This is a genomic window from Streptomyces amritsarensis, from assembly GCF_001953875.1.
Classification (GTDB): Bacteria; Actinomycetota; Actinomycetes; order Streptomycetales; family Streptomycetaceae; genus Streptomyces; species Streptomyces amritsarensis.
The window spans coordinates 1-21,352 of the sequence record NZ_MQUR01000091.1; the positions used below are offsets into that span (position 1 = coordinate 1).

A 21,352-nucleotide genomic window follows, 5' to 3' on the forward strand; every position below is an offset into this window, starting at 1 on the left:
CCCCGACCGCGCAGCCGGACCCGAGCCGGTGGAACGCGACAGGCCGCCCCTTTCGCAGCACGCCGCGCCTGCGTGCTGCGAAAGGGGCGGCCTGTCGCGTTGAGCGGCCGTCCCGTCGAACGGGTCGGAAGTAATGGGCGCGGGCAGGGCCGGGGGAACGTGCCCCGCCCGCGCCGGTTGCGCAGAGCCCAGGGGTACGGGGGGAACCCCGGCTCATGCGCGGCCGATGACCAGTCGGCTCGCTACGTACTGCGCCGCCGGTTCGAAAAGTGTTACAGGCGGGTCGGCGCAGGTGTCAGCGACCGGCGCGCAGGGGTGCGGAGCCCTCCGGAACGGCGGGCGTCAGGCTGGGCGCCCTGAGCGTCCCGCCGCCCCCGAGCGGGGAGTCGCGGCGCGTGGTGCCGCCGGAGTCCCCCTCCAGCACCGAGGCGCAGTAGGCCGGTATCCGCAGGAGCCCGTCGGCCAGCCGCGAAAGCCGCTCGCGCCGGTCGTCGTCGAGCCGGCCCTTGCGGTACTCCTCGCAGAGGTCGGCCTTGAGCCGGCTGTCCAGCTCGCGCTGGCGGTCCTTGCCGAGTTCCCCGGTGCCCAGGTTGTCCCGGCTGCCTTCGCTGTCGCCCGGGCCGCTCCGGTCGTCGGGGGTGTGCTTGCCCGAGCCGCCGGCCGTCGAGGTGCCCGAGGAGGTGCCGGCCCGCCGCGGTCCCGGGCGCCGTACGCCCGTCCGCGCTCGGCGACGGCACCGCCGGGGCCGACGCCCCGTGCGAGCCGTCCGGCAGCGGGGTGGGCAGCAGCTTGGGGGTGACGGGCGGGGCACTGCCGCCCGCGTCCGGGACCGGGCTCTCGCCGGCGCTGACGGACATCGCCGGTCCGGGTCCCGCGGTGTCGTGCCGGGACCGGTCCAGCAGCCCGGCGCCCGCCGCGGCGGCCAGTCCGCCGGCGGCGACGCTCGCGAGGGCCGCGGCCAGTCCGAAGCTCACCGTCCGGGCGCGCCGGCGGGCGGGTACGGGCGCGGGGAGCACCCGGCCGAGGTCGACCAGGGGTTCGGGGGATCCGAGGGCCCCGGACGGCACGGCGGCGGGGCGCGCGGCGCCGCGCGCCGCGCGGTAGGCGTCCACCGCCGCTGCCTCACCGGGCAGTTCCCTACCGCTGGGCGCCGCCGCCACCGCGGCCAGGGCGTCCAGGGCGGCCCGCAGCCGGGCGGCCTCCATCGCGGCACGCGCGTCGGCGGCGGGCCCCACAGGTTCCGTCGGTCCGCCGCGCAGGAATGCTTCCGCCGCGGCCTCGTCCAGCCACCTGTCGCGCTCGTCGGCCATCACATGTCCTTCTGCGTCCGCCAACGTGAATGCGTCACACCGGTTTTTTCCGCGTAGCTGCCGCCCCGGCCACGCTGTGCGGGTACGGCATCGAGATCCCTCCCGCCCCCGCCGTCCCACGCATGGCCATCGGCATTATGGCCGACCGCGGCGCCCGCCCTGGAGCCGGTGCCCTGACCTGCCTCGAAGGCGCCGTCCGCGCCCTGCGCGGCGAGCAGCTCCGCCAGTTTCTTCAGGCCGCGGTGGGCGGCGGTGCGGACGGCTCCGGGCCGCTTGCCCAGGGTCTCGGCCGCGCTCTTGGCGTCCAGGCCGACGACGACCCGCAGGACGACGGCCTCGGCCTGGTCCTGGGGCAGCTGGGCGATGAGCGCCATGGTGCGCCCGGTGTCGAGGGACTCCATCGCCGCGCCGGCGGTGTCGCACTCGGCAGCCCAGCTCGTCAGCTCGGTGTCGTCCCCGCCGATGGCGGGGCGGCGGCCCCGCATGCGTATGTGGTCGAGGGCCCGGTTGCGGGCGATGCGGGCCGCCCAGCCGCGGAAGCGGTCGGCGTCACCGGTGAAGGAGTCGAGGTCGCGGGCTATCTGCAGCCAGGCCTCGGAGGTCACGTCCTCGGCATCGCCGTCCCCGACGAGCGTGCGTACGTATCCGAGCAGGCGTGGGTGCACGGCGCGGTACACAGCACGGAACGCGTTCTCGTCGCCGCCCTGTGCCGCGAGCACCGCGGCGGTCAGCTCCGCGTCGTCCCCCAGCAAAGTCCCCAACCTGTCCTGTACGTGTGGCGCAAATCAGCACGTTACGGCTTTCAAGCACCCCGCGTCCACGAGTGATACAACGTGCAACCAGTCCTGCGCGGAGCGAGGTGTGACACAAAACGCACCCGCGGCGCTGACAGGGGTACGGGCTTGTCGCACGAGCCCGTGACGGATGGCGGCCGGGGCCTCTCCTGTGGGGGGTGGCGGCCTCGGTCGCCCTCCCCCTTTCGGGCATCCCACCATGCCTGCCCGTCGCGCTCACGTCATCCTTCCGGCTCTCTTCCGGGTGAAATCCCCGCATGGGTTACGACACACCCCGCCCCGCGTCGATAGCGTGGCGGGACACCCGCGCCACGCCCCGAGGAGCCCCCCGCTGTCCAGCCACCTTCCGGCACAGGCCCGCGGCTGCTCCGACCCCTCCCACGGCCCCGGACTGGCGCGGTTCAACGCCCTGTCCCCCGAGGCCTCGCGGGCCGTGCTGCTGCACTGCTGCGGAAGCCGCCGCTGGGCCCACCGGGTGGCGGCGCACCGCCCGTACCCCGACGTCGGAGCCCTGCTCGCCGCCGCGGACGAGGCCTCGTACGACCTCTCGCAGGCCGACCTGTCCGAGGCGCTGGCCGCGGAGCACTCGGCGGAGCTGGACCACGGGGCGCCGTACGCCGCGCTGCTGGCGCTCGACGCGGCCCACGCGGAGTACGAACGGAAGTTCGGGCACGCCTTCGTGATCTGCCTGGACGGACACCCGCCGGAGGAGCAGGCCGACCAGCTGCTGGGGGCGATCCGCCGCAGGATGGGGCACGAGGTGGACGAGGAGCGCTCGATCTCCGCGGACGAGCTGCGGCGTGTCGCGCAGTCCCGGGTGCTGGACCTGACGCGCTGGCTGACCCGCTCCGAGGGGGCATCGGTGGCCGAAATCGGGCTATTCGCCCCTGTGGGATAGCCCGTACGTGCCTGTTTGATCACACAGCCGGACCCCGCGCGAGGGAACCGACAACTCGTCGCTACGATGTCCGGGGCCGGTGGACCGTACCCGGCCGGGCCCGACCGACAAAGAAGCCGGCTGGCCCCCGCCCCGCTTCCGGAGGGTTTTCCGTGCCGGCTGGAACGTTGTACCGCGGCCGGGAAGGAATGTGGTCCTGGGTGGCTCATCGAGTCACCGGCGTCCTCATCTTCTTCTTCCTGTTCGTACACGTCCTCGACACCGCTCTCGTCCGCGTCTCCCCCGAGGCGTACGACGATGTCGTGGCTACCTACAAGACCCCGATCGTCGCGCTGCTGGAGTACGGCCTCGTCGCCGCCATCCTCTTCCACGCGCTCAACGGTCTCCGTGTCATCGCCGTGGACTTCTGGTCCAAGGGCCCGCGCCACCAGAAGACGATGCTCTGGTGGGTCGTGGGCATCTGGGTCGTGCTGATGGTCGGGGCTCTCTACCCCGTGCTCGGCCACGCCTACCTCGAACTGTTCGGGAAGTGACGCGCATGTCCTCTGACACTTCTTCCGCCAAGGTCATCGGCGACGTGGAGGGTGTTTCCCTCTACGACGTCGACAACCCCGCGCCGTACATCGAGGCCCCGCGCAAGCGCACGGGCAAGACGCCCCGCTCGACGCGCGGCAACTTCGAGATGGTCGCGTGGCTCTTCATGCGCCTCTCGGGCATCGTGCTCGTCGTCCTCGTCATCGGCCACCTGCTGATCCAGCTGGTGCTCGACGGCGGCGTCTCCAAGATCGGCTTCGCCTTCGTGGCCGGCCGCTGGGCGTCCCCGTTCTGGCAGGTCTGGGACCTGCTGATGCTGTGGCTGGCCATGCTGCACGGCGCCAACGGCCTGCGTACCGTCATCAACGACTACGCGGAGCGTGCCAACACGCGGCTGTGGCTGAAGGGCCTGCTCTACACCGCCACGGTGTTCACCATCCTTCTGGGCACGCTGGTGATCTTCACCTTCGACCCGAACATCCGCTAGGCAACGGGGCTGAGGCGAAACCAATGAAGATCCACAAGTACGACACCGTCATCGTCGGCGCGGGTGGCGCCGGCATGCGCGCCGCCATCGAGGCGACGAAGCGCAGCCGCACCGCGGTGCTGACGAAGCTCTACCCCACCCGCTCCCACACGGGCGCCGCGCAGGGCGGCATGGCCGCCGCGCTGGCCAACGTGGAGGAGGACAACTGGGAGTGGCACACCTTCGACACGGTCAAGGGCGGTGACTACCTGGTCGACCAGGACGCCGCCGAGATCCTGGCGAAGGAGGCCATCGACGCGGTCCTCGACCTGGAGAAGATGGGCCTGCCGTTCAACCGCACCCCGGACGGCACCATCGACCAGCGCCGCTTCGGCGGCCACTCCCGCAACCACGGCGAGGCGCCGGTCCGCCGGTCCTGCTACGCCGCGGACCGCACCGGTCACATGATCCTCCAGACGCTGTACCAGAACTGCGTCAAGGAGGGCGTGGAGTTCTTCAACGAGTTCTACGTCCTGGACCAGCTCCTGGTCGAGGAGGACGGCGTCAAGAAGTCGGCCGGTGTGGTCGCGTACGAGCTCGCCACCGGCGAGATCCACGTGTTCCAGGCCAAGGCCGTCATCTACGCCTCGGGCGGCACCGGCAAGTTCTTCAAGGTGACCTCCAACGCGCACACCCTCACGGGTGACGGCCAGGCGGCCTGCTACCGCCGCGGCCTGCCGCTGGAGGACATGGAGTTCTTCCAGTTCCACCCGACGGGCATCTGGCGCATGGGCATCCTGCTGACGGAGGGCGCCCGCGGTGAGGGCGGCATCCTGCGCAACAAGGACGGCGAGCGCTTCATGGAGAAGTACGCGCCGGTCATGAAGGACCTCGCGTCCCGTGACGTCGTCTCGCGCTCCATCTACACCGAGATCCGTGAGGGCCGCGGCTGCGGTCCGGCCGGTGACCACGTGTACCTGGACCTCACCCACCTGCCGCCGGAGCAGCTCGACGCGAAGCTCCCGGACATCACCGAGTTCGCGCGCACCTACCTGGGCATCGAGCCGTACACGGACCCGATCCCGATCCAGCCCACCGCGCACTACGCCATGGGCGGCATCCCGACGAACGTCGAGGGTGAGGTCCTGGCGGACAACACCACCGTCGTCCCGGGCCTGTACGCGGCCGGCGAGGTCGCGTGCGTGTCGGTGCACGGCGCGAACCGCCTGGGCACCAACTCGCTGCTGGACATCAACGTCTTCGGCAAGCGCTCCGGCATCGCCGCCGCCAAGTACTCGCAGGAGAACGACTTCGTCGAGCTCCCCGAGAACCCGGCGCAGCAGGTGGCCGACCTGGTCGAGCACCTGCGCAACTCCACGGGCAAGGAGCGGGTCGCCGACCTGCGCCTGGAGCTCCAGGAGACGATGGACGCGAACGTGATGGTGTTCCGCACGGAGCAGACCATCAAGACCGCGGTGGAGAAGATCGCGGAGCTGCGCGAGCGCTACAAGAACGTGTCCGTCCAGGACAAGGGCAAGCGCTTCAACACGGACCTGCTGGAGGCCATCGAGCTGGGCAACCTGCTCGACCTGGCCGAGGTCATGGCCGTGTCCGCCCTGGCGCGCAAGGAGTCCCGCGGCGGTCACTACCGCGAGGACTACCCCAACCGCGACGACGTCAACTTCATGCGCCACACCATGGCGTACCGCGAGGTCGGAGCCGACGGCTCGGACTCGGTCCGGCTCGACTACAAGCCGGTCGTCACGACCCGCTACCAGCCGATGGAGCGTAAGTACTGATGGCTACCCCCACCCTGGACAAGATGGAAGAGGCGGCCGCGGCCTCCCCGTACATCACGGTCACCTTCCGGATCCGCCGCTTCAACCCCGAGATCTCGGACGAGTCGCAGTGGCAGGACTTCCAGATCGAGATCGACCCGAAGGAGCGCGTGCTCGACGGTCTCCACAAGATCAAGTGGGACCTGGACGGCACGCTCACCTTCCGCCGCTCGTGCGCGCACGGCATCTGCGGCTCGGACGCGATGCGGATCAACGGCAAGAACAGGCTCGCCTGCAAGACGCTGATCAAGGACATCAACCCCGAGAAGCCGATCACCGTCGAGGCCATCAAGGGCCTCACGGTGATGAAGGACCTCGTGGTCGACATGGAGCCCTTCTTCCAGGCGTACCGGGACGTCATGCCGTTCCTGGTCACCAAGGGCAACGAGCCGACGCGCGAGCGCCTGCAGTCCGCCGAGGACCGCGAGCGCTTCGACGACACCACCAAGTGCATCCTGTGCGCCGCGTGCACGTCCTCGTGCCCGGTGTTCTGGAACGACGGCCAGTACTTCGGCCCGGCGGCGATCGTCAACGCGCACCGCTTCATCTTCGACTCGCGTGACGAGGCCGGCGAGCAGCGGCTGGAGATCCTGAACGACAAGGACGGCGTGTGGCGCTGCCGCACGACCTTCAACTGCACCGACGCGTGCCCGCGCGGCATCGAGGTCACCAAGGCGATCCAGGAAGTCAAGCGTGCGCTGATCACGCGCCGCTTCTGACCTTCTTCCGGTCCCTGCCGGTACGAGGGCCCCGTCCCCGGTTCTTCCGGGTGCGGGGCCCTCGTGCGTGGCCGACCTCCGCGGCGGCTCGGCCGAGTGCCCCGCCCGGCCGCCGGGGGGCGTCAGGGCCGGGCGGGGCTTCGGCCCAGGGCCGGCGGATCTTCTCCGGTCCGCGCCCGGTCCGGCGCATGCCGCCGCCGCACCGTCGTCAACTCCCGTCTCCGGCGGGCCGGAAGGAGGGCGCCGGCGCGGACGCACGTCGAACGGCCGCCGGACGACGCCCTCCTGAGGGGGACACCGAGCTGCGGTACCCGGGATACAGGGCGGGGGTGCCTGTGGAAGGATCGGCCGTATGAGTGAGCAGCAGCCGAACCCGTACACGAGCGACCCCGCCGGTCAGGGCGGCCCGCCCGGCGCGCCCGGCCAGGGCGACTACAAGTGGGGGCCCGGTGAGGCCAGTTACGGGTACCCCCAGCCCTACCCGGCGGCCCCGGCCTACCAGCCGACCATCGGCGGCGCGGGCATGCCAGTCCCCGGCGGCCACCCCGGCGCCCCGGTCGGCGGCGCAGGTTTCGCCCTCGGCGACATCACCATCGCCGGTGACCAGATCATGACCCCGTCGGGCCCCATGCCGCTCAGGGGCGCGATGTGGAACGCGACGGACTTCTCGCGCACCGAGGAGAAGATCCCGCCCCACGCGATCGTGCTGGCGATCGTCTTCTTCCTGTTCTGCCTGCTCGGCCTGCTCTTCCTCCTGATGAAGGAGAAGACCACGACCGGCTACATCCAGGTCACGGTGACCAGTGGCGGCCGCCACCACTCCACGATGATCCCGGCGGTGGACGCGAACACCTACCACTGGGTGATGTCGCAGCTCAATCACGCGCGTGCGCTGAGCATCTGAGGATCCGGCACGACGCGAGACGGGCCCCGGCCGAACGGCCGGGGCCCGCGTGCGTTCCGGGGCGCCGTCGCGGACACAACCAGTCGCTTGAACTTGTTCAAAAAACGCTCTAGAGTCATCCACGTCAGCATTTGAACACGTTCAAAGGGGGCTGGGACGATGGACCTCACCGTGGTCGCATACGTCATCTACCTGCTCATCAGCATCGGTCTCACCGTCTGGGTGGCCCGCACGCTCAGCCGCAACGGCCGGGCCTTCATCGGCGACGTCCTCCACGGCAACGAGAAGCTCGCGGACGCCGTCAACCAGCTCCTCGTGGTCGGCTTCTACCTCGTCAACATCGGTTTCGTGACCCTCTACCTGCGCTCGAGCGAGGAGGTCGACACCGCCCGCGCGCTCTTCGAGGCGCTCTCGGTCAAGCTCGGCGTCGTCCTGCTGGTCCTGGGCGTCATGCACCTCGGCAACGTGTGGGTGCTCAACAGGATGCGCCGCCGCGGGATCATGGAGCGCCAGCAGACGCCGCCGCTGCCCCCGCAGGGGTGGACCGCGCCGCTGGGGGCCTGAGCCATGGCACCCACGACCGGGGCCGTGCGCGGGCTGACCGTCCTCTACGACGCCGACTGCCCGCTCTGCGTGCACATCCGCCACTGGCTGCTGGCGCAGCGCCGGCTCGTCCCGATGGCCCTGGTTCCCGCCGCGTCCTGGGAGGCGCGGCGGCGGTTCCCGCGGCTCGACCACGCCTCGACGCTCCGGGAGATCACCGTCGTCGGGGACTCCGGGCAGGTGTGGACCGGGACCGACGCCTTCATCGTGTGCCTGTGGGCACTGGCGGAACACCGGCCGAAGGCGAACTGGCTGGCGACGCCGGCCGGCCGCCCGTTCGCCCGGGCCGCCATGTTCACGGCCTCGGCCTGGCGGCAGGCCGTACGCACCGAGGGGCAGCCCGGGGCCGCCGAGGGACCGGCCTGTGACGACCAGTGCTCCGTGCCCCGATAGGCTCATACACCGTGACTGATCAGAAGGCTCCCAAGAGCGAGCAGACCCGCACGCTCATCCTCGAAACCGCGCTCCGCCTCTTCCAGGAGCGCGGCTTCGACAAGACGACCATGCGGGGCATCGCGAAGGAAGCAGGTGTCTCGGTCGGCAACGCCTACTACTACTTCGAGTCGAAGGAACACCTGGTCCAGGGGTTCTACGACCGGATCAGCGCCGCCCACCAGGCGGCGGTCCGGCCCATCCTGGACAACGAGACCGATCTGCAGAAGCGGCTCGCGGGCGTGCTGACCAGTTGGCTGGACATCGGCGCCCCGTACCACGAGTTCGCCTCCCAGTTCTTCAAGAACGCGGCGGACCCCGAGAGCCCGCTCAGCCCCTTCTCACCGGAGTCCGAGCCGGCCCGCAAGGCCGCGATCGACATCCACCGCGAGGTGCTGGCCGGAGCGAAGACCAAGGTGCCGGCCGAGCTGGCCGACGTACTGCCTGAGCTGATGTGGCTCTCGCAGATGGGCCTGGTGCTCTACTGGGTCTTCGACCGCTCCCCGGACAGCGAGAAGTCGCGGCGGCTCGCCGAGCGCGGCGCGCAGCTCACGACGCGGGGCATCGTGCTGGCCCGCTTCCGGGTGCTGCGGCCGCTGGTGCGCGAAGTCCACGAACTGTTCGCGGACTTCCTGCCGGGCATGGCCCAGACGGCGGCGGGCCGGCGCAAGGCCTCGGACCCGCACCCCGGACACAGCACCAGCTAGAGCCAGTTGAGTTCCCAGAGCCGCCAGACACCGGTGCCGTCGGAGAGGTTCTGGGCGCCGGTGACGGCCTCGCGGGACATCACGTAGTCCTTCTTCTGCCAGATCGGCACCATCGGGGCCTGCTGGGCCACCGCCTTCTGCAGGTCCCGGAACTCGGCGGCGGCCTCGGAGCGCTCCGAGTGGGACTGGGTGCGGGTGATCAGCTCGTCGACGTGCTTGTCCGAGAAGCCGTTGTTCATGGAGGAGTCGGCGCCGACGAGCGGGGCGAGGAAGTTGTCCGCGTCCGGGAAGTCCGCGATCCACCCGATCGTGTAGGCGTCGAACTCGCCCGCCGCGTAGCCCTTCTGGAATTCCTTCCACTGCTCCACGGGCTTGAGGGTCACCTGGAAGAGGCCGGTGGCCTCCAGCTGCCGCTTGATCTCCTCGGCCTCGGACAGGTTCGCGCCGCGCACGTTCACGCCGAGCCTGAGCTGCACGGGGCCGTTGATCCCGGCGTCCTTGAGGAGCTTCTTGGCGGTGGCCCCGTTGGGTGCGGGGTAGGCGTCGAAGAACGGCGTGCTGTGGCCGGCGATGCCCGCCGGGACCAGGGAGTACAGCGGGGTCACGGTACCCCGGTAGACGTCGCCGGCGACCTTCGCGCGGTCCAGGACGGCGGCGACGGCCTGGCGGACCGCGAGCGGGGCGGCGGCGGAGCCGGGGCGGACGTTGAAGACGATCGAGCGGATCTCGCTGCCGCCGGAGGCCTGGTACCGGGTGTCCTTCATGCCCGGGTTGAGGCCGGCGAGCACCGCCGGGGGCATCTCCCGGTGGGCGACCTCGATCTGGCGGCCGTTCCAGGCCTGGTCGAGCTGCCCGGAGTCCTTGAAGTACCTGACCGTGACGGCGGCCCGGGCGGGTCTGCCCTGCCCCTTGTAGGAGGCGTTCGGCTTCAGCTCGGCGCTCGCGCCGGCCTTGTAGGCGCCCAGCGTGTACGGGCCCGAGCCGTCGACCTTGCCGTCCTCGCGCAGCGACGTGGCCGGGTACTTGTCCTTGTCGACGATCGAGCCGGCACCCGTAGCGATCTTGAAGGGGAAGGTGGCGTCGCCCGCGGACAGCGTGAAGGTGACCGTACGGCCCTCGGCCTTGACCGACGCCAGGGTGTTGAGGAGGGGGGCCGGCCCCTGGTCGGAGTTGATCGCCTTGATGCGGTCGAAGGAGTGCTTGACGTCCTCGGCGGTGATCGGGCGGCCGCCGCCGAACGTCACGTCCGGACGGAGCTCGCACCGGTAGACGGTGAGCTTCTGGCCCACGAACCCGCAGGAGGACGCGGCGTCCGGCACGGGGGTGTCCGAGCCGGGCTTCATGGTCAGCAGTGACTGGTAGACGTTGCTGAACAGGGCCCAGGAGCCCGCGTCGTACGCCCCCGCCGGGTCCAGGGACGACACGACGTCGCTGGTCCCGACGCGGATCGGGCCGCGGCTCTCGGCGTCCTGCGGCAGCAGCTGCCAGGCGGCGACGCCGGCCGTGCCGAGGACCAGCCCGGCCGCGATGATCTTCCAGCGGACAGACCGCATCCCGTGAACCCCACCCCTTGTCCCGGAGACAGCGATCCGCCGTCCGATTACCGGATATCCCATCACGGAATATCAGCCACCGGAAGATCGTTTCGGGGGCGGCCGACCGGCGGTTGGGGCGGGTCAGGCCTGGTATGAGGCGAGTTCGACGACGGTGATGTCGGACGGCGCGCCCACCCGGACCGGCGGTCCCCAGGCGCCCGCCCCGCGGGAGACGTAGAGCTGGGTGTCGCCGTAGCGCTCCAGGCCGGCGACGGTGGGGTTGGCGAGCTCGGCGAGGTACTCGCCGGGCCAGAGCTGGCCGCCGTGGGTGTGGCCGGAGAGCTGGAGGTCGACGCCGTGCTTGACGGCGTCGTGGACGACCACCGGCTGGTGGGCGAGGAGGACGGCGGCCCGCGACCGGTCGCGGTCGCCGAGGGCCGCCCGGAAGTCGGGGCCGCTGCCCTCCCGCTCCCCCTGGATGTCGTTGACGCCGGCGAGGTCGAAGTGCGGCAGGGCGCGGCGGGCGTTCTCCAGCGGGGTCAGGCCGAGTTCGCGGACGTGCTCGATCCACTGCTCGGCGCCGGAGAAGTACTCGTGGTTGCCGGTGACGAAGAAGGAGCCGTGGCGGGCGGTCAGCCCGCGCAGCGGCTCGGCCGCGGAACCGAGGTCGGGGACGCTGCCGTCGACGAGGTCGCCGACGATGGCGATGAGGTCGGGCTGGGTGCGGTTGACCGTGTCGACGATGCGCTGGGCGTGGGCGCGGCCGAGCACCGGGCCGAGGTGGACGTCGCTGACGACGGCGATCCGGAAGCCGTGCGCCGCGCGCGGCAGTTTGGCCAGGGGAACCCGGACGCGCCGCACGCTCGGCCCGCGCAGCACTCCGTACGCGCCGTTGCCGACGGTGCCGACCGCGACGGCGGCGGCCGCCCCGCCCACGGCGCGGGCGACGAAGGTGCGGCGGCTGAGCCCGCGGTCCGGGGCCGCCGCGGCCGGCTGCGCGGGCTCGGCGTCCGGGGCGAGCACCGCGCCGGGCTCCGGCTCGGTGCCGGCGGTGGAGGGCGGTTCGGTGTGCGCGGCCGTCCCGGTGCCGGAGGCGGATTGCGCCGCGGGAGGTGCGGCTACCGCGCCGGAGGGGTCGCGGTGGGCCAGACGGCGGAGCAACAGCGCGCGGATCGGCTCCGCGACCAGCATCGTCAGGGTCAGGTACAGGAGCACCGCGAGCCACAGGTACCCCGGCCAGGACACCGTCTGCTGAAGCCAGAAGGGCGCCCCGGCGCGGCCCGCGGTGAGGGCGGCCACGGAGAGGAGGGGCAGGGCGATGGCGGACGCGGTGCCGATGCGGCGGGGCAGGCCGCCGGGGGCGGTGGTGTCCCTCACCAGGCGGATCCACAGCCAGCGGTGCACCGCGACGAGCAGGGCGCAGACCGCCAGCGCGACCAGCGCGAAGACCACGATCGTCATGCCGCACCGCCCTCGGAGCCGGAACGCGACGCCCGCCGCAGGGCGAGGACCCCGCGCAACCCGATCACACCGACGGCCGTCCCCAGGAGAAAGGACGTCACCGCGAGCGCCAGGTGGACCCAGAAGTAGGCAGTGGGGTCGCCCGCGGTGTCGAAAGCCAGGCCACTGCCGTTCTTCCACAGGTTCCGGACGAAAGACACCCAGATGAACCAGGTCCACACTCCGAAGGCGAGCAGGAACCAGGAGGCGGCACGGCTGAGTTTCATGTCCCCAGTATCGGTTTCGTCCCCGGGACGGACGCGCCGGGGTGGGCTGTCCCGGGGGTGGTTGCGGCGAAATGGCCGGTCCGCGACGCCAAGCAGTTCATCGGGATGTACTTTCACCTGCGTGTCTGCCAAGACGACCGCTCTGACGGTCCTTACCGCCGCGTTGCTGGTGCCCACCGTGCTGGTGGCTCCCGCACACGCCGCGCCGACCCCGCCGACCGACGGGAAGGGCCGGCCCGCCAAGGCTCCGGCGGCGCCCGCACCGCCCGCGTCGATGTCCACGGTCGGCGGATCCCTGCTCGGCCAACCGGGCACGCAGGTGAACCTGCTGCCCGGCGCGCCCGCCCTGCCGACGAACCTCACGGGCCGGTCGTGGATCGTGGCGGACGCCGAGTCGGGCGAGGTCCTGGCGGCGTACAACGCGCACTGGCGGCTGCCCCCCGCCTCGACGATGAAGATGCTCTTCGCGGACACCCTGCTGCCGAACCTGCCCAAGGACCGGGTGCACAAGGTCACCGACGAGGACATGGAGGGCGTGGGCCCCGGCAGCAGCCTGGTCGGCGTCAAGGAGGACCACGAGTACTCCGTGCACGACCTGTGGCTCGGGGTGTTCCTGCGCTCGGGCAACGATGCCGTGCACGTGCTCTCGGCCATGAACGGCGGTGTCGAGAAGACCGTCAAGGACATGCAGGCGCACGCGGAGGAACTCCAGGCGCTGGACACCCACGTGGTGTCGCCCGACGGGTACGACGCCCCGGAGCAGGTGTCGAGCGCGTACGACCTCACACTGATCGCCCGCTCCGGGCTGCAGAAGCAGGACTTCCGGGAGTACTGCGGCACGGCGAGCGCGAAGTTCCCCGGCCTGCAGGAGCCCGGGAAGCCGCGGGACCACTTCGAGATCCAGAACACCAACCGGTTGATGACGGGCGCGGGCGGGCTCTCCCCCTACAAGGGCATCGCCGGGGTGAAGAACGGCACCACGACCATGGCCGGCTCCACCTTCACGGGCGCGGCGCAGCAGGGCTCCCGCAAGCTGCTGGTCACCGTGATGAACCCGGGAGCGGGCGGCGCGAACTCGGTCTACGAGGAGACCGCCGCGCTCTTCGACTGGGGCTTCGCCGCGGCCGGGAAGGTCAAGCCGGTGGGTGAGCTGGTGCCGCCGAAGAGCGCGGACACCTCCCCCCACGGCTCTCCGGCCCAGTCGCACGAGAACAACCCGTCGGCGGACGGCCTGGTCCCGGGCGGCGGCATGGGCACCGCGCTCGGCGTCGCGGGCGGTGCGCTCGTGGTCCTCGCGGGCGGCGCCTACGTGGTCAACCGCCGCTGGCCCCGCGGCCGCCGCAGCCGAGGCCGTGACGAGGAGTTCGTGTAGTCCGTGTCGTCCGCCGTCGCGGACCCGCGCGGGCGGGGTCCGCGACGGGGACGGAACCTCGCGGACGGCCTACCCACACGTCACACGGCCGAGCCGTGCATTCACCCGAACGGGTCCTTAAGTACCCTCACCTGGGGTTTCGCGCATCCCACCGCGTGTCGGGGCGTCCTCGGCGCCGGCCCCGGCCCCCTCGCCGGCACCGCCTTCGGCGCCGTCGTCGCGGGTGGCCGTCCAGGCGGAGACGTACAGCAGCAGCTTCGCCATGAAGTTGATCCAGAGCAGCAGGGCGATCGGCACGCCGAAGGCCCCGTACATGCTCTTCGCCGCGACCTCCCGCATGTAGCCGCTCAGCAGCAGCTTCAGCAGCTCGAAGCCGGCCGCGCCGATCAGTGCCGCCTGGATCAGGCGGCCCTTCGGCGGTTCGACCCCGGGGAGCAGGGTCAGGAGGTAGAGCAGCACCAGGAAGGCCGCCACCACCCCGACCAGGAAGGCGAAGGAGCGCAGCAGCGCGCCGCCCGGGCCCTCGCGCGGGATGCCCAGCCAGACGGCGGTCTTCCCGACCGCGCTGGAACCGAGGATCGAGGCCGCGGCGGAGAGCAGGCCCACCGCGCCGAGGCCGAGCAGGACGAGCCCGTCCTTGCCCTTGCGGACGATGGGGTTCCCGTCGTCCTCGTCGTCCTTGTCCCACACCGCGCGCAGGCAGTCCCGCATCGAGCCCACCCAGCCGATGCCGGTGAAGAGCAGGAGGGCGCCGGCGACGAGGCCGATGGTCGCCGCGTTCGCGACGAGCCCGTTGATGTCGAGCTGGTCGGAGATGCCGGGGACCTGTTCGGCGAGGGTCTTCTCCAGCCGGTCCAGCTGCTCCGGGCTGAGCAGCGCCGCACCGACCGCCGCGGCCACGGTGATCAGCGGGAAGAGCGCGAGGAAGCTGATGAAGGTGATGGCTGCGGCGAGCCGGGTCCAGTGCACGCGGTCGAGGCGTTCGTACGAGCGCCACGCGTGCGTCCGCATCAGACGGTCGGCCAGCGGCCCGATCACCGGGAGTTTCGTCAGCCAGTCCATGGGGTCACCGTAAATGAGGCGCCGGAAATAGCCAGGATTGTCGCTTTCAGGGACTACGGTCGTCGATTGTGACTTTTCGCCCAGCGCCCTCGACGGGATGTCCGTTCCACACCCTGGTCCTGCGAAGGCTGAGGTTCCGTGCCCGGCGCACCGCCCTGCTGGCCCTTCGTCCCCTCCGTCAGGAAGGACGTCGGGGCGTCCCCGCCGCCTCGGCGGTCTGGTCGACGGGGGAGCCCGGCTGCGCCGGAACGCCTATGGGCCCGCTCCCGAAAGGGTATTCACGCAGCTTGCGCCAGACCCCGTCGGAGCCCTGCTCGTAGAGGGCGAAGCCCTCGCAGACCCACTCGGCGGCATAGTCGGCCAGCGTCGCGAACGCCACGTCCATCGCCTCTTCGGAGATCCCGTGGGCGACGGTGACGTGGGGGTGGTACGGGAAGGCCAGCTCGCGGCTGAGCGGCCCGGCGGGGTCGCGGACCTCCCCCTGGAGCCGGGTGCAGCCCTCGGTGCCCTCGGCGATCCGCACGAAGACGACCGGCGAGACGGGCCGGAAGGTCCCCGTCCCGCTCAGCCGCATCGGGAAGGCCGGGAAGCGGGCGGCGACCTCGGTGAGGTGGGCCCGGATCTCCGGGAGCCGGTCCGCCTCCACCTCGGTCGGCGGTACGAGGGTGACGTGCGTGGGGATGCCGTGCGCGGCGGCGTCCCCGAAGCCCGCGCGCAGCTCCTGGAGTCGGCTGCCGTGCGGCTCCGGGACCGCGATCGAAACGCCGAGCGTTACGGTCCCCACGTATCTCTCCTCCGCTTGTCCCTGGTGACTCCTGCCGCCCCAGTGTGGGGCCAGGACCCCTCTTCGTGCCAGAGCGGTCTTTCCGCAGTTGCGTTCGTCAGTGCTTGGCGGGCAGCAGACCCAGGCGGTCGTACGCCTGCGCGAGGGTCTCCGCGGCGACGGCGCGGGCCTTCTCCGCGCCCTTGGCCAGGAGGGAGTCCAGCGTCTCCGGGTCGTCCAGGTACTCCTGGGTGCGCTGCTTGAAGGGTGTGACGAAGTCGACCATCACGCCCGCCAGGTCCGTCTTCAGCGCGCCGTAGCCCTTGCCGGCGTACTTCTCCTCCAGGGCGGGGATCGACTCGCCCGTGAGGGTGGAGTAGATCGTGAGCAGGTTGCTGACGCCGGGCTTGTTCGCGGTGTCGAACCGGATCTCGGCCTCCGTGTCGGTGACCGCGCTCTTGATCTTCTTCTCGGTGACCTTGGCCTCGTCGAGGAGGTTGATCAGGCCCTTGGGCGACGACGCCGACTTCGACATCTTGATCGCCGGGTCCTGGAGGTCGTAGATCTTCGCGACCTCCTTGACGATGTGCGCGGCGGGCAGCGTGAAGGTCGGGCCGAACCGGCTGTTGAAGCGCTCGGCGAGGTCGCGGGTCAGCTCGATGTGCTGGCGCTGGTCCTCGCCGACCGGGACGGCGTTCGCCTGGTACAGCAGGATGTCGGCGACCTGGAGGATCGGATACGTGAACAGGCCGACGCTGGCGCTGTTGACGCCGCCCTTGGCGGACTTGTCCTTGAACTGGGTCATCCGGCTGGCCTCGCCGAAGCCGGTGATGCAGTTCATCACCCAGCCGAGCTGCGCGTGCTCGGGGACGTGGCTCTGGACGAAGAGCGTGCAGCGCTCGGGGTCCAGGCCGGCGGCCAGCAGCTGCGCGGCGGAGAGGCGGGTGTTCGCGCGCAGGTCCTTCGGATCCTGGGGCATGGTGATCGCGTGCAGGTCGACGACCATGTAGAACGCGTCGTGCGTCTCCTGGAGGGCGACGTACTGGCGGATGGCTCCGAGGTAGTTCCCGAGGTGGAACGAACCGGAGGTGGGCTGGATGCCGGAGAGCGCGCGAGGACGATCAGAAGCCATGGCCCCATTCTCTCAGGTGCGGAGCGGGCCCACGCCCGCCCTCGGCATGATCCCTCCGGGTCGGTTGCAGGCCCGACCATGCCGCACGGGGCTCGGCGGGCGCCGCCCACCCCCGCGCCTCAATCGCCGGCGGGGCCGGAATTTCCGGGCCCCGCCGGCGATTGAGGCGATCCTTCAGCCTCGCCAGGGGGCAGCGCCCCCGGCCGGCCGGGCCGCGGTCAGGCGAGCGGCAGGCCCGGGGCGGGGAAGGCGGCCATCAGGTCGGCGACCTCGGCGCGGATCACGGCGAGGGCCTGCTCGTCGCCCTTGGCGGCGGCGTCCACGCCGCGGGAGATCCAGTCGGCCACCACCGGCATGTGCTCCGTGGACAGCCCGCGCGACGTCAGCGACGGCGTACCGATCCGCACCCCCGAGGGATCGAACGGCTTGCGCGGGTCGAAGGGGACCGTGTTGTAGTTCACGACGATCCCCGCGCGGTCGAGGGCCTTGGCCGCGACCTTGCCCGGCACCTCCTTGCCCGTCAGGTCGATCAGGATCAGGTGGTTGTCCGTACCGCCCGAGACCAGGTCGAAGCCCCGCTCCAGCAGCGCCGCGGCCAGCGCCTTGGCGTTGGCGACGACCGCGTGCGCGTACCGGACGAAGGACGGCTGCGCCGCCTCGTGCAGCGCCACCGCGATGCCGGCGGTCGTCTGGTTGTGCGGGCCGCCCTGCAGGCCGGGGAAGACCGCCTTGTCGATCGCCTTCGCGTGCTCCTCGCGGCACATCAGCATCGCGCCGCGCGGACCGCGCAGGGTCTTGTGGGTCGTGGTGGAGATGACGTCCACGTGCCCCGCCGGGGACGGGTGCGCGCCGCCCGCGATCAGGCCGGCGATGTGGGCGACGTCCGCTACCAGGACGGAGCCCGCCTCGCGCGCGATCTCGGCGAAGGCGGCGAAGTCGATGGTCCTGGGCAGGGCGGTGCCGCCGCAGAAGATCAGCTTGGGCCGCTCGGCGAGGGCCAGCTCGCGCACCGCGTCGTAGTCGATCAAACCGTTGTCGGCGCGGACGCCGTACTGCACGCCGCGGAACCACGACCCCGTCGCCGAGACGCCCCAGCCGTGGGTCAGGTGGCCGCCCATCGGCAGGGCCATGCCCATGACGGTGTCGCCGGGCTGCGCGAAGGCCAGGTACACGGCCAGGTTGGCCGGGGAGCCGGAGTACGGCTGCACGTTGGCGTGGTCCACGCCGAACAGGCCCTTGGCCCGCTCGACCGCCAGGGCCTCGACGCGGTCGATGTTCTGCTGGCCCTCGTAGTAGCGGCGGCCGGGGTAGCCCTCGCTGTACTTGTTCTGCAGCACGGTGCCGGAGGCCTCGAGGACGGCCGCGGACACGTAGTTCTCGCTGGGGATCAGACGCAGGGTCTGCGCCTGGAGGACTTCCTCCGCGGCGACGTGGGACGCCAGTTCGGGGTCGGTCGCGGACAGGGCGGGATGGCGGCTCGCGGACATGGCGGGCTCCTCCGGGGTCGATGTGATCGGTACCCCGCGAGGCCCAGGCGAGCGGCCCTGTATGCGGTCGTGCGCGCACGACTCCCCCGGAGTTGGTTCTCCGTACGCCAGTCGCCGTGCGTACCGAACACCTTATCTGCCGCGCCGCGCGGAAGGTTTCTGCGTCCGGGATACGAGCGACGATAAGAAGGTGACGCCACCCTCGTCACCGCTTCACCGCTTCACCGCTTCACCGCTTCACCGGCCAGACGGACGATCGGAGACCCCGTGTCGACAACAGCTGATGCCATCCGCTCCGCCGACGCGCACAGCGCGCACAACTACCACCCGCTGCCCGTCGTCGTCACCTCCGCGGAAGGCGCGTGGATGACCGACGTCGAGGGCCGCAGATACCTCGACATGCTCGCCGGGTATTCCGCGCTGAACTTCGGGCACGGCAACCGCCGTCTGATCGATGCCGCGCGGGACCAGCTGGAGCGGGTCACGCTCACCTCGCGCGCCTTCTACCACGACCGGTTCGCCGACTTCTGCACCGAGCTCGCCGCGCTGTGCGGCAAGGAGATGGTGCTGCCCATGAACACCGGGGCGGAGGCCGTGGAGACGGCGGTGAAGACCGCCCGCAAGTGGGGCTACGAGGTCAAGGGCGTGCCGGACGGGCACGCCAAGATCGTGGTGGCCGCCGACAACTTCCACGGCCGGACCACGACCGTCGTCTCCTTCTCGACGGACCACGACGCCCGCGACCACTTCGGGCCGTACACGCCGGGCTTCGAGATCGTCCCGTACGGGGACCTCACCGCGCTGTCGCACGCCGTCACGGAGAACACCGTGGCCGTGCTGCTGGAGCCGATCCAGGGCGAGGCGGGGGTGCTGGTGCCGCCCGCCGGCTACCTGGGCGGCGTACGGGAGCTGACCCGCGAGCGGAACGTCCTCTTCATGGCCGACGAGATCCAGTCGGGGCTCGGCCGCACCGGCAGGACCTTCGCCTGTGAGCACGAGGGGGTCGTCCCGGACGTCTACATCCTCGGCAAGGCGCTCGGCGGCGGTGTGGTGCCGGTGTCGGCGGTGGTCGCCGACCGGGACGTGCTGGGGGTGTTCGGGCCCGGTCAGCACGGCTCCACCTTCGGCGGGAACCCGCTCGCGTGCGCCGTCGCCCTGGAGGTGATCGCGATGCTGCGGACCGGCGAGTTCCAGCAGCGGGCCACCGAGTTGGGCGACCACCTCCACCGCGAGCTGAACCTGCTCGTCGGCGGGGGCGCCGTGACCGCGGTCCGCGGCCGCGGACTGTGGGCGGGCGTCGACATCGACCCCTCCCGCGGTACGGGCCGGGAGATCTCCGAGAAGCTGATGGAGCTCGGAGTGCTCGTGAAGGACACCCACGGTTCGACGATCCGGATCGCCCCGCCGCTGGTCATCACCAAGGAGGACCTGGACTGGGGCCTCGACCAGCTCCGGTCGGTGCTCGGCGCGTAGGACGGGCCGCGGCCACGCCCAGTGCTGTGACCGGCAAGGTCGCCGGTCACGGCACTAGAGGATGACGTGGGGCAGGAAGCGGGCGTACTCGTCCGTGACCGGCCCCGCCGATTCGCGGATGCCGAGCCCCGCCGCCTCGTCCTCGACGACCCACGCGCCGAGCACCACCCGGTTGCCGTCGAAGTCGGGCAGCGGGGCCAGCCCCTGGAAGCAGTACCGCTCCCCCGGCCGCGGTACGAACGGCTCGCCGTCCGGCCCCGGCTCGTGCAGGGTGACGCCGGCGCCCTCGCGGCCGAGGAGGGGCTTGGCCACGTATCCGGCCGAGTCGGGCCCGGCCAGCTCGCGCGGACCGTCGAGGTAGGCGGGCAGCAGGTTCGGGTGCTCCGGGAAGAGCTCCCACAGGATCGCGAGCAGCGCCTTGTTGGAGAGCAGCATCTTCCACAGCGGTTCGATCCAGCAGGTGGTGCCGGAGCCGCCGCCGTGGTCGTAGGTGCCGAGGACCTGCGGGCCGAACTCGTCCGTGGCCAGCCACTCCCACGGGTAGAGCTTGAAACAGCTGCGGATGAAGCGGAGCTTGTCGTCGACGAACCGGCCGGACAGGCTGTCCCAGCCGATCTGCTCCACCGACAGGGCGTGCGTCTGCAGGCCGGCCTGGTCGGCGGTCTCCTGGAGGTAGGCGACCGTCATCAGGTCCTCGCCGAGCTCGTCGGTCTCGGAGTGCGCGAAGTGCAGCGGGCCGGGGGCCAGCAGCTCCGCCTGGCGGCGCCAGGCGTCGACGAGGCGCTCGTGGAGGGAGTTCCACTGGTCGGCGCCGGGGAACCGCTCCTCCATCCAGAACCACTGCGGGCTGGCCGCCTCCACCAGGGAGGTGGGGGTGTCCGCGTTGTACTCCAGCATCTTGGCCGGGCTGCCGGTGCCGTCGTAGCGCAGGTCGAAGCGGCCGTAGAGGGAGGGCTGCTCGGCGCGCCGCCGCCAGGACTCGGCGATCAGCGCGGCGAGGCCCGGGTCGGTGATGCCGAGGTCAGCGAAGCGGTCGTGCTCGACGATGTGCGCGGCCGCGGCCAGGCACATGGCGTGCAGTTCCTCGACGACGTTCTCCAGGGCCTCGACCTCGGGCAGGGAGAAGGAGTAGTAGGCGCTCTCGTCCCAGTAGGGACGCAGCGAGTCGTCGGGGTAGCGGGTGAGTGGGTAGATCAGCCCCTGTTCCTCGACCGTCTTCTGCCAGCCGGGTCGGGGCTCGATGGTGTGCCGCTGCATCGTGTGATCAGCCGCCGCTGGAGCTGGAGTGGCCGCCGATGCCGCCGCGGGTGACGGCGGACTTGTCGAAGCTGCCGCCGGTGACCTTGCCGTTGCTGACGACGCCGCCGTAGTAGTACGCGCCGGTGCCGCCGGTCCTGCACTCCTTGCTGTTCAGGTGGTCCAGCGTGGAGCGCGACGCGCAGCGCCGGTCCGGTTCGTCGCTGCTGCCGCAGGCCACGAGGGTGGCCGCGAGCAGGCCCATGCCTCCGAGGGCGACGGCGCCGGAGCGCATACGGCGCTGGTTGGTGCTGCTGATGTCCATGTCTGCTGCTCCCCCTGGGGCCTGGCGTGCTCCCG

General features: G+C 71.3%; 22 protein-coding genes and 1 riboswitch. Of the genes, 11 read left to right on the forward strand and 11 right to left on the reverse strand.

Annotation, left to right across the window (positions count from 1 at the left end):
- Positions 1-295: 295 nt before the first annotated feature.
- Entirely contained in the window at positions 296-811 is a 516-nt protein-coding gene (locus AVW11_RS28765; RefSeq protein WP_076046477.1) for a hypothetical protein, read from the reverse strand.
- A 498-nt stretch (positions 812-1,309) separates the two neighbouring features.
- Complete coding sequence (locus AVW11_RS28770; RefSeq protein WP_076046478.1) at positions 1,310-2,062, reverse strand: RNA polymerase sigma factor; 753 nt, start codon at positions 2,060-2,062, stop codon at positions 1,310-1,312.
- Between the two features lie 334 nt (positions 2,063-2,396).
- Here AVW11_RS28770 and AVW11_RS28775 point away from each other — a divergent pair, with 334 nt between their 5' ends.
- From AVW11_RS28775 to AVW11_RS28815, 9 genes are all read left to right on the forward strand, one after another.
- Positions 2,397-3,002, forward strand: a complete 606-nt coding sequence (locus tag AVW11_RS28775; RefSeq protein ID WP_076046479.1) for a 2-oxo-4-hydroxy-4-carboxy-5-ureidoimidazoline decarboxylase — start codon at positions 2,397-2,399, stop codon at positions 3,000-3,002.
- Between the two features lie 152 nt (positions 3,003-3,154).
- Positions 3,155-3,535, forward strand: a complete 381-nt coding sequence (sdhC, locus tag AVW11_RS28780) for a succinate dehydrogenase, cytochrome b556 subunit (protein ID WP_075970878.1) — start codon at positions 3,155-3,157, stop codon at positions 3,533-3,535.
- Between the two features lie 5 nt (positions 3,536-3,540).
- Positions 3,541-4,023, forward strand: coding sequence for a succinate dehydrogenase hydrophobic membrane anchor subunit (locus tag AVW11_RS28785; protein ID WP_030663932.1), 483 nt, complete (start codon positions 3,541-3,543; stop codon positions 4,021-4,023).
- 23 nt (positions 4,024-4,046) lie between these two features.
- Positions 4,047-5,801, forward strand: a complete 1,755-nt coding sequence (gene sdhA, locus AVW11_RS28790) for a succinate dehydrogenase flavoprotein subunit (protein WP_060178834.1) — start codon at positions 4,047-4,049, stop codon at positions 5,799-5,801.
- Positions 5,801-6,559, forward strand: a complete 759-nt coding sequence (locus AVW11_RS28795; protein ID WP_030663937.1) for a succinate dehydrogenase iron-sulfur subunit — start codon at positions 5,801-5,803, stop codon at positions 6,557-6,559. Before sdhA ends, AVW11_RS28795 begins: the two co-directional genes overlap by 1 nt.
- A 352-nt stretch (positions 6,560-6,911) precedes the next feature.
- Complete coding sequence (locus AVW11_RS28800) at positions 6,912-7,463, forward strand: hypothetical protein (protein WP_030851310.1); 552 nt, start codon at positions 6,912-6,914, stop codon at positions 7,461-7,463.
- A 159-nt stretch (positions 7,464-7,622) separates the two neighbouring features.
- Positions 7,623-8,027, forward strand: a complete 405-nt coding sequence (locus AVW11_RS28805) for a hypothetical protein (protein WP_060178835.1) — start codon at positions 7,623-7,625, stop codon at positions 8,025-8,027.
- A gap of 3 nt (positions 8,028-8,030) precedes the next feature.
- Entirely contained in the window at positions 8,031-8,459 is a 429-nt protein-coding gene (locus AVW11_RS28810) for a thiol-disulfide oxidoreductase DCC family protein (protein ID WP_076046480.1), read from the forward strand.
- Between the two features lie 11 nt (positions 8,460-8,470).
- Positions 8,471-9,205: a TetR/AcrR family transcriptional regulator gene (locus AVW11_RS28815; RefSeq protein ID WP_051700555.1), complete on the forward strand. Its 735-nt coding sequence runs from the start codon at positions 8,471-8,473 to the stop codon at positions 9,203-9,205.
- On the opposite strand, the gene AVW11_RS28820 is transcribed toward AVW11_RS28815, so the two are convergent.
- The 3 genes from AVW11_RS28820 to AVW11_RS28830 all read right to left on the reverse strand — a co-directional run bounded on the left by AVW11_RS28820 (position 9,202) and on the right by AVW11_RS28830 (position 12,467).
- Positions 9,202-10,758: an ABC transporter substrate-binding protein gene (locus AVW11_RS28820; RefSeq protein ID WP_076046481.1), complete on the reverse strand. Its 1,557-nt coding sequence runs from the start codon at positions 10,756-10,758 to the stop codon at positions 9,202-9,204. The two genes, AVW11_RS28815 and AVW11_RS28820, sit on opposite strands and share 4 nt — an antisense overlap.
- Before the next feature lie 123 nt (positions 10,759-10,881).
- Positions 10,882-12,201, reverse strand: a complete 1,320-nt coding sequence (locus AVW11_RS28825; protein WP_413081581.1) for a metallophosphoesterase — start codon at positions 12,199-12,201, stop codon at positions 10,882-10,884.
- Positions 12,198-12,467 (reverse strand): SCO4848 family membrane protein, encoded by a 270-nt coding sequence (locus AVW11_RS28830; RefSeq protein WP_030851497.1) that lies wholly within the window; start codon positions 12,465-12,467, stop codon positions 12,198-12,200. The genes AVW11_RS28825 and AVW11_RS28830 overlap by 4 nt, the downstream gene beginning before the upstream one ends.
- 121 nt (positions 12,468-12,588) lie before the next feature.
- Here AVW11_RS28830 and AVW11_RS28835 point away from each other — a divergent pair, with 121 nt between their 5' ends.
- Complete coding sequence (locus AVW11_RS28835) at positions 12,589-13,839, forward strand: D-alanyl-D-alanine carboxypeptidase family protein (RefSeq protein WP_060178838.1); 1,251 nt, start codon at positions 12,589-12,591, stop codon at positions 13,837-13,839.
- A gap of 117 nt (positions 13,840-13,956) precedes the next feature.
- Here the strand turns inward: AVW11_RS28835 and AVW11_RS28840 are convergent, their stop codons facing one another.
- From AVW11_RS28840 to AVW11_RS28855, 4 genes are all read right to left on the reverse strand, one after another.
- Positions 13,957-14,901 (reverse strand): YihY/virulence factor BrkB family protein, encoded by a 945-nt coding sequence (locus AVW11_RS28840; protein ID WP_076046482.1) that lies wholly within the window; start codon positions 14,899-14,901, stop codon positions 13,957-13,959.
- A 178-nt stretch (positions 14,902-15,079) separates the two neighbouring features.
- A complete protein-coding gene (locus tag AVW11_RS28845) occupies positions 15,080-15,685 on the reverse strand; it encodes a 2'-5' RNA ligase family protein (RefSeq protein ID WP_030851338.1) in 606 nt (201 codons plus the stop codon).
- A gap of 97 nt (positions 15,686-15,782) precedes the next feature.
- A complete protein-coding gene (gene trpS / locus AVW11_RS28850) occupies positions 15,783-16,796 on the reverse strand; it encodes a tryptophan--tRNA ligase (RefSeq protein WP_030851341.1) in 1,014 nt (337 codons plus the stop codon).
- Between the two features lie 218 nt (positions 16,797-17,014).
- On the reverse strand, positions 17,015-18,283 hold the full coding sequence (locus AVW11_RS28855; protein ID WP_030851346.1) for a serine hydroxymethyltransferase: 1,269 nt from the start codon (positions 18,281-18,283) through the stop codon (positions 17,015-17,017).
- Between the two features lie 34 nt (positions 18,284-18,317).
- A riboswitch (ZMP/ZTP riboswitch) is annotated at positions 18,318-18,408 on the reverse strand.
- Between the two features lie 142 nt (positions 18,409-18,550).
- On the opposite strand from AVW11_RS28855, the gene rocD reads away from it, so the two are divergent.
- Positions 18,551-19,756: an ornithine--oxo-acid transaminase gene (rocD, locus tag AVW11_RS28860; protein ID WP_060178841.1), complete on the forward strand. Its 1,206-nt coding sequence runs from the start codon at positions 18,551-18,553 to the stop codon at positions 19,754-19,756.
- A 54-nt stretch (positions 19,757-19,810) separates the two neighbouring features.
- Here rocD and AVW11_RS28865 read toward each other — a convergent pair whose 3' ends face one another.
- Together AVW11_RS28865 and AVW11_RS28870 are read right to left on the reverse strand one after the other, a co-directional pair.
- Positions 19,811-21,013 (reverse strand): glutathionylspermidine synthase family protein, encoded by a 1,203-nt coding sequence (locus AVW11_RS28865; RefSeq protein ID WP_060178842.1) that lies wholly within the window; start codon positions 21,011-21,013, stop codon positions 19,811-19,813.
- Between the two features lie 7 nt (positions 21,014-21,020).
- The gene (locus AVW11_RS28870; RefSeq protein ID WP_030851355.1) at positions 21,021-21,317 is read right to left on the reverse strand and encodes a hypothetical protein; all 297 of its coding nucleotides are present in this window, start codon (positions 21,315-21,317) and stop codon (positions 21,021-21,023) included.
- Positions 21,318-21,352: the final 35 nt, after the last annotated feature.